This is a genomic window from Catenovulum adriaticum (assembly GCF_026725475.1).
Lineage (GTDB): Bacteria > Pseudomonadota > Gammaproteobacteria > Enterobacterales > Alteromonadaceae > Catenovulum > Catenovulum adriaticum.
Window position 1 is genome coordinate 2,020,486 of record NZ_CP109965.1, and the last position, 17,619, is coordinate 2,038,104.

At 37.1% G+C, this 17,619-nt stretch carries 14 protein-coding genes; 4 read left to right on the forward strand and 10 right to left on the reverse strand.

Annotated elements, in window-relative coordinates:
- Positions 1-86: 86 nt before the first annotated feature.
- From pepN to OLW01_RS08845, 7 genes are all read right to left on the reverse strand, one after another.
- A complete protein-coding gene (gene pepN, locus OLW01_RS08815) occupies positions 87-2,714 on the reverse strand; it encodes an aminopeptidase N (RefSeq protein ID WP_268073483.1) in 2,628 nt (875 codons plus the stop codon).
- A 71-nt stretch (positions 2,715-2,785) separates the two neighbouring features.
- The gene (locus OLW01_RS08820) at positions 2,786-4,159 is read right to left on the reverse strand and encodes a sodium-dependent transporter (protein WP_268073484.1); all 1,374 of its coding nucleotides are present in this window, start codon (positions 4,157-4,159) and stop codon (positions 2,786-2,788) included.
- Positions 4,160-4,363: 204 nt separating this feature from the next.
- A complete protein-coding gene (prc, locus tag OLW01_RS08825; protein WP_268073486.1) occupies positions 4,364-6,427 on the reverse strand; it encodes a carboxy terminal-processing peptidase in 2,064 nt (687 codons plus the stop codon).
- Positions 6,428-6,598: 171 nt separating this feature from the next.
- Complete coding sequence (proQ, locus tag OLW01_RS08830) at positions 6,599-7,312, reverse strand: RNA chaperone ProQ (RefSeq protein ID WP_268073487.1); 714 nt, start codon at positions 7,310-7,312, stop codon at positions 6,599-6,601.
- A gap of 25 nt (positions 7,313-7,337) precedes the next feature.
- Positions 7,338-7,610: a hypothetical protein gene (locus OLW01_RS08835; RefSeq protein WP_268073488.1), complete on the reverse strand. Its 273-nt coding sequence runs from the start codon at positions 7,608-7,610 to the stop codon at positions 7,338-7,340.
- 145 nt (positions 7,611-7,755) lie between these two features.
- Entirely contained in the window at positions 7,756-8,460 is a 705-nt protein-coding gene (gene hda / locus OLW01_RS08840) for a DnaA regulatory inactivator Hda (RefSeq protein ID WP_268073489.1), read from the reverse strand.
- Positions 8,457-9,461 carry a DUF2066 domain-containing protein gene (locus tag OLW01_RS08845; RefSeq protein ID WP_268073490.1) on the reverse strand — a complete coding sequence of 335 codons (1,005 nt, stop codon included), beginning with the start codon at positions 9,459-9,461 and terminating at the stop codon, positions 8,457-8,459. Before OLW01_RS08845 ends, hda begins: the two co-directional genes overlap by 4 nt.
- A gap of 502 nt (positions 9,462-9,963) precedes the next feature.
- Here OLW01_RS08845 and purM point away from each other — a divergent pair.
- From purM to OLW01_RS08860, 3 genes are read left to right on the forward strand one after another with little or no spacing between them, the layout of a single operon-like run.
- Entirely contained in the window at positions 9,964-11,004 is a 1,041-nt protein-coding gene (purM, locus tag OLW01_RS08850) for a phosphoribosylformylglycinamidine cyclo-ligase (RefSeq protein ID WP_268073491.1), read from the forward strand.
- A gap of 2 nt (positions 11,005-11,006) precedes the next feature.
- A complete protein-coding gene (purN, locus tag OLW01_RS08855) occupies positions 11,007-11,666 on the forward strand; it encodes a phosphoribosylglycinamide formyltransferase (protein ID WP_268073492.1) in 660 nt (219 codons plus the stop codon).
- The gene (locus tag OLW01_RS08860; protein WP_268073493.1) at positions 11,650-12,390 is read left to right on the forward strand and encodes a DUF3108 domain-containing protein; all 741 of its coding nucleotides are present in this window, start codon (positions 11,650-11,652) and stop codon (positions 12,388-12,390) included. Before purN ends, OLW01_RS08860 begins: the two co-directional genes overlap by 17 nt.
- 135 nt (positions 12,391-12,525) lie before the next feature.
- Here OLW01_RS08860 and pgi read toward each other — a convergent pair whose 3' ends face one another.
- The 3 genes from pgi to folM all read right to left on the reverse strand — a co-directional run bounded on the left by pgi (position 12,526) and on the right by folM (position 16,495).
- Positions 12,526-14,169: a glucose-6-phosphate isomerase gene (pgi, locus tag OLW01_RS08865; protein ID WP_268073494.1), complete on the reverse strand. Its 1,644-nt coding sequence runs from the start codon at positions 14,167-14,169 to the stop codon at positions 12,526-12,528.
- A 206-nt stretch (positions 14,170-14,375) separates the two neighbouring features.
- Positions 14,376-15,329 (reverse strand): transaldolase, encoded by a 954-nt coding sequence (tal, locus tag OLW01_RS08870; protein WP_268073495.1) that lies wholly within the window; start codon positions 15,327-15,329, stop codon positions 14,376-14,378.
- Between the two features lie 461 nt (positions 15,330-15,790).
- Positions 15,791-16,495 carry a dihydromonapterin reductase gene (gene folM / locus OLW01_RS08875; RefSeq protein ID WP_268073496.1) on the reverse strand — a complete coding sequence of 235 codons (705 nt, stop codon included), beginning with the start codon at positions 16,493-16,495 and terminating at the stop codon, positions 15,791-15,793.
- A gap of 143 nt (positions 16,496-16,638) precedes the next feature.
- Here folM and OLW01_RS08880 point away from each other — a divergent pair, with 143 nt between their 5' ends.
- On the forward strand, positions 16,639-17,538 hold the full coding sequence (locus OLW01_RS08880) for a DUF3369 domain-containing protein (protein ID WP_268073497.1): 900 nt from the start codon (positions 16,639-16,641) through the stop codon (positions 17,536-17,538).
- Positions 17,539-17,619 lie beyond the last annotated feature (81 nt).

Genomic DNA, 17,619 nt, shown 5'->3' on the forward strand with positions numbered 1-17,619 from the left:
TGGAGCTAGACTAGACTCATGTCAGCATTCTATTTAACTCGTGCAGACATGAGCAATATTCTAACCTCTACTGTTAAGGTACACGTTTAAGATGTAGGCAATGACTTACTAATTTTTTCGAATAAATCTTTCGACAATGTCGGCAACTCTGCCAATTTTTTCAATTCAGAAATAATTAAATTTTGTCTGTGTTGATCTAATTTTTTATATTGAATCAACGGAGTAATCATTCGGGCTGCCACTTGTGGATTAATGCTATTTAAGCGTTTAATCACTTTAGCTAAATATTGGTATCCTCGCCCTGATTTATGATGAAATTGAGGGTAATTAAACATCGCAAACTGCCCTACTAAAGCACGAACCCGATTAGGGTTATTCCAATTAAAATCTGGATGTTGTTGCAACTGGTCTAACCGCGTCAAAATGTCATCATTATCTTGTTTAGCAAATGTGGCGAACCATTTATCCATAACCAAAGCATCTCCTTGCCATTTTTGATTAAAATCTTCCATAATTTGGCTAAAACTAGATTGTGCTTTTAATTTCGCCGCTGCGGACATTGAAGCTAACGTATTCGTCATATTGTCAGATTGTTGGTACTGCTCAACAATAAGCGCTTGAATTTGATCTGTTGCTAACTCTGCCAATATAGACAAACAAGCATTCGCTAAAGCACGTTCGGCAATAGCCTCGCCGTTATATTGATAAGTTTGACGGTAATTATTTTGGTAAACCTGAGTAAGTTCTGTTTTTAAATTTTCAGCAATATGCAAAGCTAATGCATTTTGCGCACGTAAAATGGCATCAACATCTGCTTGCTCAAAATGCTCCAATAGCGAAGCAAAAGAAGGTACTTTTAATACCTCAGCAAGCATCGCCTTATCTAATCGCGTATCTGATAATAACTCAGCTAATAACTCGGTAATTAATGTAGGGTAAACATATTCAGCATTTTCAACATTCAGTTTAAGATGCTGAATGTATAGCGTTTGCATTAATTCCCATTTAGTATAGGCACTCGTCTCGGCTAAAATAAGTTGGGCTAGCGTGTCATCTGCATATTGATAATCTAATTTAACTGGGGCTGAAAAATCCCGTAAAAATGAAACAATAGGCTGTTTTGAACAATCAAAGGTAAACGTCTGATTGGTTTGAGTTAAATTAATCACCTGTTCATTTGAGGTATGTCCATCTAATGTGAGCGCTAGCGGCTCGCCATCCTCACTGTAAAACGCAACATTAATAGGGATATGTAAAGCTTGTTTTTCAGGCTGATCTGCGGTAGCTGGCGTACCTTGTGTAATCTTTATTTGATAGATGCTTTGCGCTTCATTGTAGTGAGTTTCAATGTTTACAATGGGTGTCCCGCTTTGTGAATACCATAATTTAAATTGTGATAAATCTATACCAGAAGCATCTTGCATGGCACTAACAAAATCATCGCAAGTTACCGCTTGTCCATCATGACGTTCGATATACAGTTGCATCCCCTGTTGGAATTTTTCTTCCCCTAAAATACTATGCAGCATTCTAATGACTTCTGCACCTTTATCATACACAGTCACTGTGTAAAAATTATTCATTTCAATAACAGATTCTGGACGGATAGGATGCGACATAGGTCCAGCATCTTCAGCAAATTGATGCTCACGCATAATTTTAGCCTGCTGGATTCGATTCACGGCTCTTGAGCCTAAATCCATACTAAATTCTTGATCCCGAAAAACGGTTAAGCCTTCTTTTAAACTCAGCTGAAACCAATCTCTACACGTTACTCGATTACCTGTCCAATTGTGAAAATATTCATGACCGACAATAGATTCAATACTCAAATAATCCGCATCGGTTGCACTTTGGCTATCTGCTAGTACGCATTTTGAGTTAAAAACATTTAAACCTTTGTTTTCCATGGCTCCCATATTGAAAAAATCGACTGCAACTATCATATAAATATCAAGGTCATAGGCTAATGAAAACCTTTCTTCGTCCCACGCCATTGCTCGTTTTAAAGAAGCCATTGCGTGTTCAGCTCTATGTAAATTGCCTTTATCTACAAAAAGTTCAAGTGCTACTTTTCGGCCTGTATTGGTAGTATAGCTATCTGTCAGTAGATCAAAATCACCAGCGACGAGAGCAAATAAATAGCAAGGCTTTTTATAAGGGTCTTGCCAAGTTACTTGAGTCAATCCGTTATCTAATGTGTGTTCTGAAATTTTATTGCCGTTAGAAAGTAAGTACGGGTATTGTTTAACATCAGCGATAATATGAGTGGTAAAGGTGCTTAAAACATCAGGCCTGTCTTGAAAGTAAGTAATACGTCTGAAACCTTGAGCTTCACACTGAGTGCAATAGGCTCCTTCTGATAAATAAAGGCCTTCAAGCGAGGTATTGTTAGCCGGATCAATTTGGCTAATAATAGTCAGCTCAAATTCATCAACTTGAGGTGTAAATGTTAATGTATCTTCCTCTAGTTCATAATCGTTTTCGTTTAGTAATTGCTGATTGAGTTGAATTGAAATTAATTTTTGGTGTTCACCATTGAGCACTAAGGGTAAATTATGCTCGCCATTTTTATAATATTGAACTACAGCCGTAACTTGAGTAAAGCCTGAATTTAGTTCAAAGGTTAGCTCTGTGTTTCTAACTAAGAAAGGTGGCACTTGATAGTCTTTTAAATATTGAGCCTTTGTAGAGTTAATAATCGTATTGGACATAAATACTCTCTTTGCGGTAAACGAAAAGTAGAAGCCTCAAAATGATGACTCACCTTGAGGACACTAAAGTTTTAAAATTTTAAAACACCTATTAGATTCAAAAATACAATTAAGATAATAAGTGGGCTAATAAATTTAAGTAAGTTTGAACAAACTAAAAACATAAATGGAGATAGCTTTAGTTCCATCGCTAAATCTTGCTGTTTTACACACCAACCAACAAACAAAGCAATGAAAAAACCACCTAATGGCAGCATAATTTTAGCGGTAAGATAATCAATCATTTCAAAAAAATTCATGCTTGATTCAAACCAATGAACTTCTGTCCAGGATGCACCGGTAAAACTAAAAATACTCAATAAGCTTAATAACCATAAACCAAATCCTGAAAGCGCAGCTGAGAGCATTCGGTTAAAACCTTTTTTCTCTACCAGCCAAGCTACACTTGATTCAATTAAGGCGATCGCCGATGTAAAAGCGGCGAACACTAACATCACAAAAAATAGACTACCAATAAATTGCCCCGCTGGCATGTGACCAAATGCTAATGGCAAAGTTTGAAAAATTAAGCCTGGCCCGGCACTTGGCTCCAACCCGTTAGCAAATACAATTGGAAAAATCGCAATACCAGCGATCAACGCTACCATGGTATCTGCAAGTGCTATCCAGATAGAAGTTTTAACAATAGAGGTGTTTTCTGGTAAATACGCACCGTACATAATCATCACACCAGAGGCTAGGCTTAACGTAAAAAATGAATGGCCTAGTGCTTCTAATACTGAATCTACTGTGAGCTTGCTAAAGTCAGGTGCAAACATAAATTGAATCGTTTGCGAGAATTCACCATAATTAGCTGAGTAACCCGCAATAATGATTAACAGTAAAAACATCGCGGGCATCATATAACGCACACAACGTTCTAACCCCTTCTGTAATCCTTTAGCCACCACACCAACAGTTACCAATAACATAAAGCTTGTCCAGGCGATCAATTGAGGTGCTGAACTAGTTAAACTCTCAAACGTTGTTTTAACTTCGCTAGGCGTGGCATTAATAAAATGTCCCTGAGCAGTTTCGATAACATAAGCGCATGCCCAACCTGCAATCACAGCATAAAACGATAATATTAAATAGCCAGCTAACACACCCATACCGCCAGCATATTTCCACGCTGCGGAGGCCGCATATTTTTTTGCAACGACACCCAGTGCTCTCATTGGGCTTTGGCGGCCTGTTTTGCCTAAATAAACTTCGGCGATCATCACAGGAATACCCACTATCGCGATACAAAATAAATAAACAAGAACAAACGCCCCCCCGCCATTTTCTCCCATGATATACGGAAATTTCCAAATGTTGCCTAAACCAACGGCAGCACCTGTTGCGGCTAAAATATAAGCTAAACGATTAGACCATTGAGCGTGTGTGTTTTCGATTTGAGGCATGGCAATTCCAGCAAGCGGTATATTTGAACATTGTTATTTTTTATAGATAACTTTTTATAAGTATCAGAGTTAAATGGAAATACTTTAACTTGTTTAAGTTTAGACGTTTTCACGTATTTTGAGACAATTTTTAAATACTAATTAAAATTAATAAAAAGCCCCAATGCATAACACATAGGGGCTTTTATTAACGAATTAGATAAATTACTGTTTAGCTAATTCATCGTTTCCAGTTGTGGGCGTTAAAGCGACATAATCTAATAAAATATTCGCTGCTTCATTTAAGAAAATGTCGTACTCATTAATATCATCTGGGATATCGTCCACAGATTCCACTTTTTCTTTGCCCATTCTAACTAATCTTTCGTTGGCTCGTTTTAAGCGTTCCGCTTTAGCTTCATCACGCTCTTTAACTCGCTCTTTCTCATTTAAAGATTCAAATTTTTTGTCTTTATTGAGATTATATTCTTCAATATCATCAAAAATGTATGAAAACTCAACATCTCTTTTAATTCTCGCCTGATGTTTTTTGTCTAGCTTAGCAATTTGTGAAGCCGTAATATCACCCACAGAGTTATAATTTGCACTTGGAATTTTATCCCAAGGGAGTGCGTTGTCCTCTTTACTTTCACCCCACTCAGCTGGATCAATTGCCGTTGGAAATTGAATATCCGGTCTAACACCACGGTTTTGGGTAGAGCCACCATTAATTCGATAAAATTTAGCGAAAGTATATTGAATATGACCAAGCGGTTTATCCAATATATCAAAGCGACGCTCTAATGAACGATGTTGTTGTACCGTACCTTTACCAAACGTGTTTTCTCCAACCACTAAGCCTCGGTCATAATCTTGGATAGCAGCAGAAAAAATCTCAGATGCTGAGGCACTATAGCGATCAACCATAACGACTAGAGGGCCTGAATAAAAAACTCTAGCATCTCTATCTTTTTGAATATCAACACGATTACCAACACTTCTCACTTGCACAACAGGCCCTTTTTCAATAAACAAGCCTGTTAAATTAATTGATTCGGGTAATGAGCCACCGCCATTACCCCGTAAATCAATAATAATGCCTTCAACTTTATCTTCTTCTAGCGCTTTAAGTTCTTTAACAACATCACGAGTGATCCCTGAATAAAAACTGGGTATTTCAATTACACCAACTTTACGATCTTTGTATACGCCGCTATCTGGCGTATATACTTTTGATGTTGCGGCTCTGTCTTCTAGTTTGATTTTATCGCGAATGATAGAGACAATTATCGATTTGTTATCCGCTGAATCGCCTTTAAGCACTTGCAAACGAACCTGAGTCCCTTTTGGACCTTTGATTAATTCAACAACGTCATCCAGGCGCCAACCAATCACATCAACCATTTCTTCTTCGCCTTGGGCCACCCCAATAATTTTATCTTCTGGCTTGATTTGTTGAGATTTATCTGCCGGGCCGCCCGCGACTAAACTTTTAATCACTGTGTAGTCATCTTCGGCAAATAACACTGCACCTATCCCTTCTAATGATAGGTTCATTTCCATTGCGAATCGATCTGCTCGACGAGGAGATAGATAACTAGTATGTGCTTCAATACTGCGAGCAAAAGCGTTCATAACAGCCTGAAAAACATCTTCACTTTGTGATTGAGACAAACGTTTAATTGCGGTTTGATAACGTTTGTTCAAACGCTCAACAATATCGGGCCATTCTTTACCTGTTAATTTAAGATTGAGCGCATCATATTTAACCCGCTCTCGCCAATATTCTTTTAATTCTGTTTCTGATTTAGCCCAAGTTGCATCTTCACGGTCATAATAATAAAAATCTTCACCAGTGAAGTTCATTGGTTTTTTTTCGTCCAATAGCGATAGCGCATAGCTATACATCTTTTTACGACGTTCTAAATTAACCCTATACATGTCATAAACAAAAGACAAATCTCCTCGGTAAAAAGCTTCATCGAATTTGTTTTGATTGGCCGACATTTTTTCAATATCAGAGGCTAAAAAGAATTGCTTGTTATAATCTAATTGATCAACATATCGCTCAAATACTTTTTGTGAAAAAGCATCATCCATCTGAAAGCGTTTATAATGTTCACGGGTAAAGAGCTGATAAATGCGTTTACTGGCCAACGCATGTTGAGTTTCCTGATTCAGCTTAGGAAGTGTGATGGGCTTGTCGTTAGCAGTTTCAGCTAACAAAGAATTACTAAACAAAATTGCAGATGACAGAATTAAACTGCGGATCGGCATTTTCACAAACATCTAGAGCACTCCTAAATTCTGAGTCTAAGCACAGTAAAACGATCCAAAACGCAATGTACGCCGCTTTGGACTGATATTTTTAGTATTAGATAAGCTAACAATCTGTTTGCTCCCCAAACTAAGTCATCAAAAAAATTGATGACTTGTGGGTAACAATCACAACTTTGCCAGTTAAACTATTTGTTTTTTCTCGGCTTTAATTGTCATGCCTGAAGTAGTTTCTACCACAACATCGTTGCCGTTAACTTCTTTGAGTATACAGCTTACCGGAGAGTTCCCCATTAAAACGTTTACTTTCATGCCTGCTTCTAACGGCACAGATGGATCGCGTTTTTCAATTTTAGGGGCTGGTTTAGCGATAGGCTTTCGTCCAGCTTGGCTAGATTTAACATTTGGGTTCGCTTTAGCATGCTTTTTTCGCGTTTGAGGCGCTTTTTTACCTTCAGCTTGGCGTTGCTGTTTACGACGTTCTGCAACTTTTTGTTTGCTTTGCGCAAGCGAAGTAGCTGCATGTTCCGCGTGTTCTGCTTCAATAATACCAGCTTCATTGCCATCGATATCAACGCGACTTGCTCCCTCTTTAATGCTCGCTAAATAACGCCAGCTAGAGGTATATTTTCGTAAAGCTGAACGTAATACCGTTCTAGACAACTTTTCATCATCGTCTATTCGCTCTGCGATATCTTGGAAAATACCAATTTTTAAAGGTTTAGCTTCACCTTTAATTGAAAAACACTGTGGAAACAATTCACTTAAATACGCAATAACTTCTTGCGGTGCTTTTAATTTTTGGCTTTCGGTAGCAGACTCAACAGTGTCTGTAGCTTGGCTTTCTGTTGTTGCAGCGTCAACTGCGTTTTCATTTTCAGGGGTTGTTTGTTGCATTATTTAATTTCACCATTCAATTATGTTATTGGTTTTGAGCTTTTAAAAAAGTTTCAACCCACAACATAATTTCACTTTCATCTTCAAACTCGCTCAAATATTCATCGGCTGCCAAAGCATGCCATACTTGTTCAAGTAAACCTTCTAATTGCTCTGTTTCAATATCATCATCTGCCATTTGATAAACAGTATGAATCACTTGATTGTAATTATCAGCAGCAAGCTCATTGTTCTCATGCCAATCGGCCAAATCATCGGCACCAACCAAATAGTGGTGCACAGAAATTAATTCTTTCAAAATTCTCACCGTACTAAACTAGCGTTACGTCTATTAATGTAAGCTAGGAAAATTGGCATGCATCATACACAAAAAACAAGTTAAGTTTAATGCTTTCACGCGTTTTGTTGAGTTTTTCATTCAAGCTGATGCAATTAACTCAACTTTACCAGCCCATAACATTTTTTACAAAAGGAATTGTTAACCGCCTTTTTTCGGTTAGTGATTCCTTATCTAAACATTCTAAGCAGCTTAAAATACTTGCATTGTCTTGCTGACAACGCAAAATAATATAGCTTGCGAGTTCATCGCTCATAGGAATACCTCGCCCTTGAGCTCTAAGCTGTAACATAGCTTGTCGCTGTTCATCACTTAGTGGTTTTAACAACCAAATCTCACCCCAATTTAATCGAGATATCAAATCGGGCAACTCAAAACCAACGTCATCTGCTGGTTTTTTCGCGCTAAATATGAGTTTACAACCTTGCTCTAAACAACGATTAATCAGATCAAATAAATTTTTTTGCCACTCAAAATTGTTTACTAATAAATCGACATCATCAATCACCAATAAATCATTATTTTCCAAGCCCAGTGTAAACTCTTGTGGTAATTGAATGAGCTGTTCGGCTGGTAAATACTGAGCTGTTTTTCCAGCTTCATCGCTGTGATGACAAACAGCATGTAGCAAGTGTGTTTTGCCACACCCTGTCATACCATGTAAATAAAGCAATTGCTTACTGTATTGGTTTGACTTCTGATTAATAAATTGCTTTAAATTTTCAACCAAAAGTTGGTTGCCCTGCGCGTAAAAAAAGTCAAAACTTGCTTCAGGTTCAAATGCAAAATTAATAGTTAACTGCTGTTTCAATGGGACTGTCCTTTCCATCGATAAAGGCTATTTGGCATACTGTTCTCTTGCCCAAATTTAGGGGTCACTTTTTCAATTCTATCGTCAAATGTTAAGGCGTCGTAAACATCAAGCGCTTCACCCAATAAATTTAAGTGGTAAGTTACGCCCGACTGATTTAGTTGATATATTTTAACTGTATCGACCGCCGAAATGGTTGCTAAAAAATCTTGAATAACAATGGCTTCTGCAGCGTTATCAATATTCTCAACCGTCAAGGATAAATCTTCGGTGGTGACATCGCTCGCTTTTATTGAATATTTTTGCGCTAATAAATTTGCAACTTCATCAACCACTTTACTCATGAGCAAATTTTTATCGTCTGCATTCACTAACAAAGGCTGAGAGTGGCTACCATCGACTAAATTTAATTGTGCAAACCAAGCTTGGCTAGATACTGAATCTTGTGCTTTTTGTTTAAATATTTTACCCAGTACAATCACTTCTGCTTGGTATCTTTCACTAGCACGTAACGCTGGCTCATCAAACCGTCCCCAAATATCAGAAAGAGAGACGAGCATTAAATCGTCAAAATCGACTAAAGGAAACAACGAAGCGACCCCGCGAACTCGACTTTGCTCAAATACCGAACGAGTAATGTCGTTATTGCCATCTGCAACTATGTTGCGTTGCCCATCATCATTTTCAAGCGCTAACCACCAAATAAGCTGAGGCCTACGACTACCCCAAATAGTGCCACCCGTTGCGCGGATTTGTTGATTAATTGCCTTTTCATTAAATTGCGCCTTTAAAAATAACTGTCCATCAATATGTTGAAACTGATATTGACTTAGATAGCGAGTAGAATTTGTAATCGCACTTTTAATATCACTATGATTTGAAATATGTGGATTACCGCTTATTCGAATAAATACAACTTCAATCGCTTTTTTATAAGCGTTTTGGCGTTCTTGATATGTTTGAGTTTGTACCGCTATTTGTGCCGTGTATAAGCCATTCATTTCAACAGCACTGGCGTTAAAACCCAAAAAGCATAACAAAAATAATAGTTGTATAAAACGGCTGAAATACAAAGCCATAGGTTTAAAAATCTTCCTAATCAATTAAATGAACCAAGCCAAACCATAATAACCTAATCATAATGTATTTAAAGCTCAAAAACGATTCGCTTTTACAATTCATTTAAAAACCGTTCAAATATCAAGCAATATTATCCTGTTCATCCTGAATTCTGACAAATATATCAAGCAAAAGCTTTTTATTCCGATTTTATACTTGGTACAATATGTTTACTTAAATTAAGTTTCGCAAAACGGTATTGACTCATGTTAATCGTCAATTAGCTAGTTTTTACTGTTGCTTTTGTGAACATATAAACATTTTATAATTGAAAGGTACTCATCGCTTTTCGGTTAAAGTTAAACATGAATCGCCCTAACTCGCATTTGCAGTTAATTGGGGTATAATTTATTCGTTTTTTTGATTTTATTAATAGGATCCACTGTGGCTGAGCAGAAAACAACTTTAAATTACAAAGACGCAGGCGTTGATATTGATGCCGGCAATGAATTAGTTGAACGCATCAAAGGCGTAACAAAAGCAACTAGCCGCCCCGAGGTTGTCGGTAATATTGGTGGTTTTGGCGCACTTTGCCGAATTCCAGAAAAATATAAACGACCTATGCTTGTCTCAGGCACAGATGGAGTTGGCACCAAACTTAGACTTGCAATCGATTTAGGTTTTCATGACACTGTGGGCATTGATTTAGTTGCAATGTGTGTCAATGATTTAATTGTACAGGGTGCTGAGCCTTTATTTTTCTTAGACTATTATGCAACCGGAAAATTAGATATTGATGTTGCAGCCTCTGTTGTTTCAGGTATTGGTGAAGGCTGTAGCCAGTCTGGTTGTGCTTTAATTGGTGGCGAAACAGCTGAAATGCCAGGCATGTATGAAGGCAGTGATTATGATCTTGCTGGCTTTTGTGTGGGCGTTGTAGAAGAAGCAGATGTCATTGACGGTACTCGCGTGCAAGCCGGTAACAAATTAATTGCGGTTGCATCGTCTGGTCCTCACTCTAATGGCTACTCACTTATTCGAAAAATTTTAGAAGTAAGCGAAGCCGATTTAGAGCAAGATTTAAATGGCACACCATTAAAATCACATTTAATGCAGCCAACTAAAATTTATGTTAAATCTGTACTTAAGCTTTTAGAAAACACCAAAGTTAATGCAATAAGCCATATTACTGGTGGCGGTTTCTGGGAAAATATTCCACGGGTATTACCTAACAATACGAAAGCCGTGATTGAACAAAATAGCTGGCAATGGCCTGATGTGTTTAGCTGGCTTCAAGAAGCAGGTAATGTTGAAACACACGAAATGCTTAGAACATTTAACTGTGGTGTTGGTTTGATTTTAGCGGTTCACGAAGATGATGTTGAAGCGACCTTAATTAGCTTACGTCAATCGGGCGAAAAAGCATGGTTAATCGGTTCAATTGAAGATGCCAATGACGGTGAAGCGCAAGTAGAGATGGTATAAGCGTGACAGCTGAAAGCAAAAAAATAGTTGTTTTGATTTCAGGCAGTGGTTCAAATCTTCAAGCTTTGATCGACAATCAATTATCTGGCCAGCTTGGTGGCCAGATTGCTGCTGTGATTTCTAATAAACAGCAAGCTTATGGTTTAGTTAGAGCCAATAATGCAAACATTTCTACCCATGTTGTAAATCATCAAGATTATTCAAATCGCGAAGATTATGATCAAGCACTCAGTGAAGTAATTGATACCTACCAACCTGATTTAGTGGTCTTAGCTGGTTTTATGCGAATTTTAACCGCTGCATTCGTGCAAAAATATGTTGGAAAAATGTTGAACATTCATCCATCATTGTTGCCTAAGTATCAAGGGTTAAATACTCACCAGCGAGCAATTGACGCTGGTGATAAAATGCATGGCGTGAGTGTCCACTTTGTAACTGAAGAATTAGATGGCGGACCCGTTGTTTGTCAGGCCAAAATTGAAGTTACAGATTCTGACACGGCGGAAACACTCGCTCAACGGATCCATGCTAAAGAACATATAATTTACCCTAAAGTTGTACGATGGTTTTGCCAGCAAAGGTTAAAAATGCACCATAACCAAGCTTGGCTTGATGATAAAGTGTTACCCGTAACAGGTGAGCTCTATGTTGAAAAAAATTAGTTGTTTTTCGTATTCATGTATTTTAGCTATTAGTATGGTGGGCTTTTCTGCGAATAGTTCACCAACACAAACAACGCAAAATCATGTATTAACACCATTTAATGCTAAATATAAAGTTTCAAAAGGCCGCCTCAATTTAGGTTCAGCTAAGCGCCAACTATCCCAAATTGATGAAAATCGTTTCACGTTTTCATATTTTTCAGAGCTATCTTTTCTGATTTTAAGTGATCATCGCAGAGAAACCTCTGAATTAACCATCGATGAGCAAACAGTTACTCCTATTCGCTACTTATTTAAACGTGAAGGTACAGGTAGCGACAAAAGCACAACGCTAAGTTTTAAAGAATCTAACATTATAGATAATGAAGAAAACGTTGAAATAGATGCCGACGCTAGTATTCATTGGTATGATGAAATAAGCTACCAACTTCAAATGAAGCTAGATTTAGCAGCCGGTAAAACCGAAATGAAATACTACCTTATCGATCATAAAAAACGAGATAAGTTATATCATTTTAAAGTCGTGGCCAACGAAACAATTGAAGTACCAGCGGGTAAAATAAAAACGGTCAAATTACAAAGAATTAGAAAAAACAGTGACCGCCTTACAGAATTTTGGTTAGCGCCCGAATTAGGCTATTTATTAGTTCGTATCAGACAAGAGCGCGACGGCAGCGAAGTAGCAGACGCTCAGCTAGAAAAATATGTTTTTACCCCACTATAAAAAACTAAGTTCAGTTCATGAATAAGCTAAGTAAATAGCGTATATTTGAAAAAGAAAAAGGTCGCTACTAAGAGCGACCTTTTTATTGAATAATTGATTAACTAGCTTGGTTACATAACAAAGCTAGTTAAAAATTTAAGCATTTCGATTACGGAAACGCTCAATTAATGCATTAGTTGAACTATCGCCGTCTAACTCTATAGAGCTATCTTCTAGCTTAGCTAACACATCATTACCTAACACTTTACCTAATTCCACACCCCATTGGTCGAAAGAGTTAATACCCCAAATAACACCTTGTACAAAAACTTTATGTTCATACATAGCAATTAATTGACCTAAGGCTCTAGGCGTTAGTTTTTCCATCAAAATAGTATTACTTGGTTTATTACCTTCAAATACTTTTTGCGGCGCAACTTTTTCAATTTCAGCGTCAGTTAAACCTTTATCAGCAAATTCAGCTTTGACTTGCTCAACAGTTTTACCTTGCATTAGTGCTTGAGTTTGGCCAAAACAGTTTGAAGCCAACATAGCATGGTGATTACTCATTTCATGTTGAGAATGTATTGGCATAATAAAATCAGCCGGAATCAATACTTGGCCTTGGTGAATTAACTGATGGAAAGCATGCTGACCATTAGTACCTTCTCCACCCCAAATCACTGGACCGGTTGCATAGTCTAAATAATCGCCTGTTGGTGTTGCTGATTTACCATTAGATTCCATATCCAATTGCTGAACATATGCAGGAAAGCCACGTAAATAATGATCATATGGCAGTAATACATGGCTTTGTGCACCAAAGAAATTAATGTACCAAACACCTAAAACACCTAATAACGCTGGTACGTTTTCTTCAAGCGGAGCGCTTAAAAAGTGTTGATCCATATCGTAAGCGCCATCAATTAACGCTTCAAAATTATCAAACCCTAACGCAAGTGCAATCGGTAAACCAATTGCTGACCATAACGAATAACGACCGCCTACCCAATCCCACATAGGGAAGATATTGTCTTCATCCATGCCAAATTCAGTAGCCGCTTTAATGTTTGAAGAAACACACATAAAGTGCTTTGCAATATCTTCAAATGTGCCGCCGTTATTTAAAAACCATTCTTTCGTCGTTAAAGTATTTTTTAATGTTTCTTGCGTGCCAAACGATTTTGAAGACATTAACACTAAAGTCGTCTCAACTGGCAATTTAGCCAATACATCATGAATGTGTGCACCGTCTACATTCGCTACAAAGTGAACGTTCAAACCTTCAACTTTATAAGGTTTAAGTGCCTCGGTCATGATTTTAGGGCCTAAAAAAGAACCGCCGATACCAATCGCTAATACATCAGTGAATTGTTTACCAGTGTAGCCCTTACGAGTTCCATCATGTACCTCTGCTACAAAGGCTTTCATTTTAGCAAGTGTGGCACGCACTTCAGGCATCACATCTTGACCATCTACTAAAACTTCGTTATCAGATTTATTACGTAGCGCAGTATGTAAAACAGCACGATCTTCAGACGTATTAATACGTGCGCCTGTAAACATACCATCACGCTTTTCTTCAACTTTAGCTTCTCGAGCTAAGTCTAATAAAAGCGCTTTAGTTTTTTCCGTAATACGGTTTTTTGAATAATCGAGTTCAATTCCACAAGCTTTAGCTGAAAATTTAGTAAAACGATCCGCATCTTTTGCGAATAAATCACGCATATGCTCGTTTTTAACTTCTTCAAAATGTGATTGTAAAGCTTGGTAACTTTTTAATTGGGTAAATAAAGCCATAATTTTATTCTTTATTATTAGGGTCTATTAACGTTTGTTATACAACTAGTATTTTAACTAAACGCTTTAGCTCGTGACGCAAAATAGGTTAGCTAGTCGTCTCCTGTATCCTTACAGTCGTATGCGAATACGAGTAACAGCCCCTAGGGGTTGTAAACAAACAAGGCGGTATAAACCGCCTTGTATAAGCTAATTAAAATTAATAATTAAAGCTTAGCGCGTAACATGTCTTCTAATTTATTTTGGTCAGCAGCAAAGTTACGAATACCTTCAGCTAATTTTTCATTAGCCATTGGATCTTGGTTATGATCCCAACGGAACTGTTCTTCCGTTAAACGTGCAGGACGTTCTTTAGTTTCACCGCTGTATGCTAATTTAACTTCTAAATCGCCTTCAACTGCTTCTAATTCTTCTAACAATGCAGGACCAATAGTTAAACGGTCACAACCAGCTAATTCAATAATTTCATCAGTGTTACGGAAGCTTGCACCCATAACAACTGTTTCATAGCCATGTTGCTTGTAATAATTGTAAATGTTAGTTACAGAAACCACACCTGGATCTTCTGATGGAGCATAGCCGTCTTTACCTTCTGCTTTTTTGTACCAATCTAAGATACGACCAACAAATGGTGAAATTAAGTATGCGCCAGCTTCAGCACAAGCTCGCGCTTGAGCAAAAGAGAATAAAAGTGTTAAATTACAGTTAATGCCTTCTTGCTCTAAAATTTCAGCAGCTTGAATACCTTCCCAAGTTGAAGCCAATTTAATCAATACGCGGTCATTAGAGATACCAGCATCATTATAAAGCTTCATTAATTTACGAGCTTTTGCCAACGAGCCTTCTTTATCAAATGATAAACGAGCATCAACTTCAGTTGAAATACGGCCAGGTACGCTTTTTAAAATTTCTAAACCAATGTTTACAGATAATTTATCACCAGCATCAATAATTTGTTGCTCTGCGTCATCTGATTGCGCTTTAGCCCATGAAATCGCTTCATCAATGTAAGGGGCATATTCAGGAATTTGCGCTGCTTTTAATAATAAACTTGGGTTAGTTGTTGCGTCTTGAGGTTTAAATTTTTTGATTGCTTCGATGTCGCCTGTATCAGCTACAACAGTTGTCAATTTACGTAAGTTTTCCAGCTTAGTAGTCATGTATAACTATCCTATAGGTTTCAATTGTTCTAACAAAAAATCAGAAATGTAACCAAAGCCAACTTATTAGGCTAGCTTTGATGCGATAATTTGGTTTAATACCATTATACAGATTTTGTATAGATTCGAACTATTCATCAAATATATAACAAATATATGGGGATCAAAATCTATATTTACAAGAATTAATTGGTTAAATATTATAATTAAACTTGTCAAAAAGATTAGCCATAAAACGTTTATGCTAATCAACATAAACGTTTAGCAATAGGTAAACTTTTTATATTACTTTTATAATATCTTGTTTGCAGTCACGACTAAAAAAATTGAGTGATTTAGCCACCAAACAATCAATATAAACAGCTTTATTATTCCAATTAAAGATGACAGGATTATAACATAAAATCGGTATCAAAAAATATTTAAGCTCAAAAAACCACATTCAAAACATCAAGTTTTTTTTACGCTAAATGTCGGCCACCATCTAACTTTAACGTGCGGCCAGTCATGTAGTCACTCGATAAAATATACTCTATTGCAGCCACCATTTCTTGTGTACCTGGCTCAATACCGAATAAAGATTTACTTAATGTTTCTTCTTTGTACGCTTGGGTATCACCTTGATTAAATATAATGAGTGAAGGTGCTATGGTATTCACTTTAATAGTAGGCGCGTATTTAGTTGCAAAAGACAAAGTTAAATTCGCTAACGCCGCTTTACTGGCACAATAAGCGATATGATCCTCACTTCCTTTTTCAACGGTATAATCTGTAATATGGATAATATCGCCAGTTGAAGATTGACTAAAGTAGTTTTTCAATGCCAAGTTAAGCTGATATGGCGCTTGCACATGAATTTGCATCATTTGATTCATAAGCGAAATAGTGTCAGCTTCATCGGATTCTGCTTTCCAATCACTTGCATTATGAATAATCGCCCGCAAACTCTCTACATTTTGTTTAACCCATTCAATAAAAAATAGAATACCTTCATCTTGACTAAAATCCGCCTGAACACAAGTAATACCTAATGCTTGCAGTTCTTTAATTTTCTCACGATAACGACGATATGTAATGACCACTTGATAACCTGAACGATGTAAAGCTAATGCGCTAGCCAAACCGACTCGTTGGGCTCCGCCTGTTATGATAATCGTATTTTTCATCATTAGATCCTAAACTGCCTCTACCTCTACTTGTTGCTTCATATTCCACAATACAATTTATTCATTCAAATATTAAAATCCACCCTAAATCAGTAAATTCAACTATCCTAAAATAGCGACAGTGAACAACTTAAGGGATCAACATGAGCGACGATGGTTTTTTACACTTTTGCCATGAACCTAGCAATCCAACTCAGGTTGATGATTACTGGAAAATACTCATTGTTGATGATGATAAGTTTATTCACCAAGTAACCCAGTTAGTTTTAAAAAATGCGATTATAGAAGACAAGGGAATTTTACTTTTAAATGCATACACAGCTAATCAAGCAAAAGTTATTTTTCAACAGCAACCTGATATTGCACTCGCTTTTATTGATGTTGTCATGGAAACTAACAGTGCTGGTCTTGAATTAATAAGGTGGGTTCGTCAAACTTTGAATAACCCTGTGACCAGACTAGTGCTTAGAACCGGTCAGACCAGCAATGTACCCAAAGAAGATATCATAAAAGGCTATGATATTCATGACTACAAACAAAAATCAGAACTAACGGCTCATAAATTAACCGCTACCGTTTATTCAGCTATCCGCTGTTATCGCGACATTATGTATGCGCAAAACCAACAATCAAAATTTAATCAGCTAATTAAAAGTATTCCTCTCGTATTAAGCCCTAAAAGTTTGCCTGATTTTACCCAAATGGCGTTAATTCAACTGCTAGATTTACTTGCAATAAAAAGCCCTGTATTGCACATAATAAAAAAACCAAAAGGAAATGAAACCCTGCTTGGACATACTGGCCAGTTTTCAAATATATACCAAATATCTCAACTTCCACCCGCGTTATACACACAAATAAAGCAACTTATTAAATCTCCAGAAAATAATCCCCTTCCCCAGTATCATGTCATTTTTAAACAAACGTTTCCAACGCAGTCCGTTATGATAATTCAACAAAATACGGCCTTAAATAAATTACAAATAAGTAGCTTGAGCGACTACACAAATGCCATCGCCATACTTTTAAATGCACAACTTTAAGATAACCTCAACTCGGTTTAATTAATATGTTTCAAACGGCCTTTTTCACGAAGAAGGCGTTAGAAACCATGCAGAGCTGTA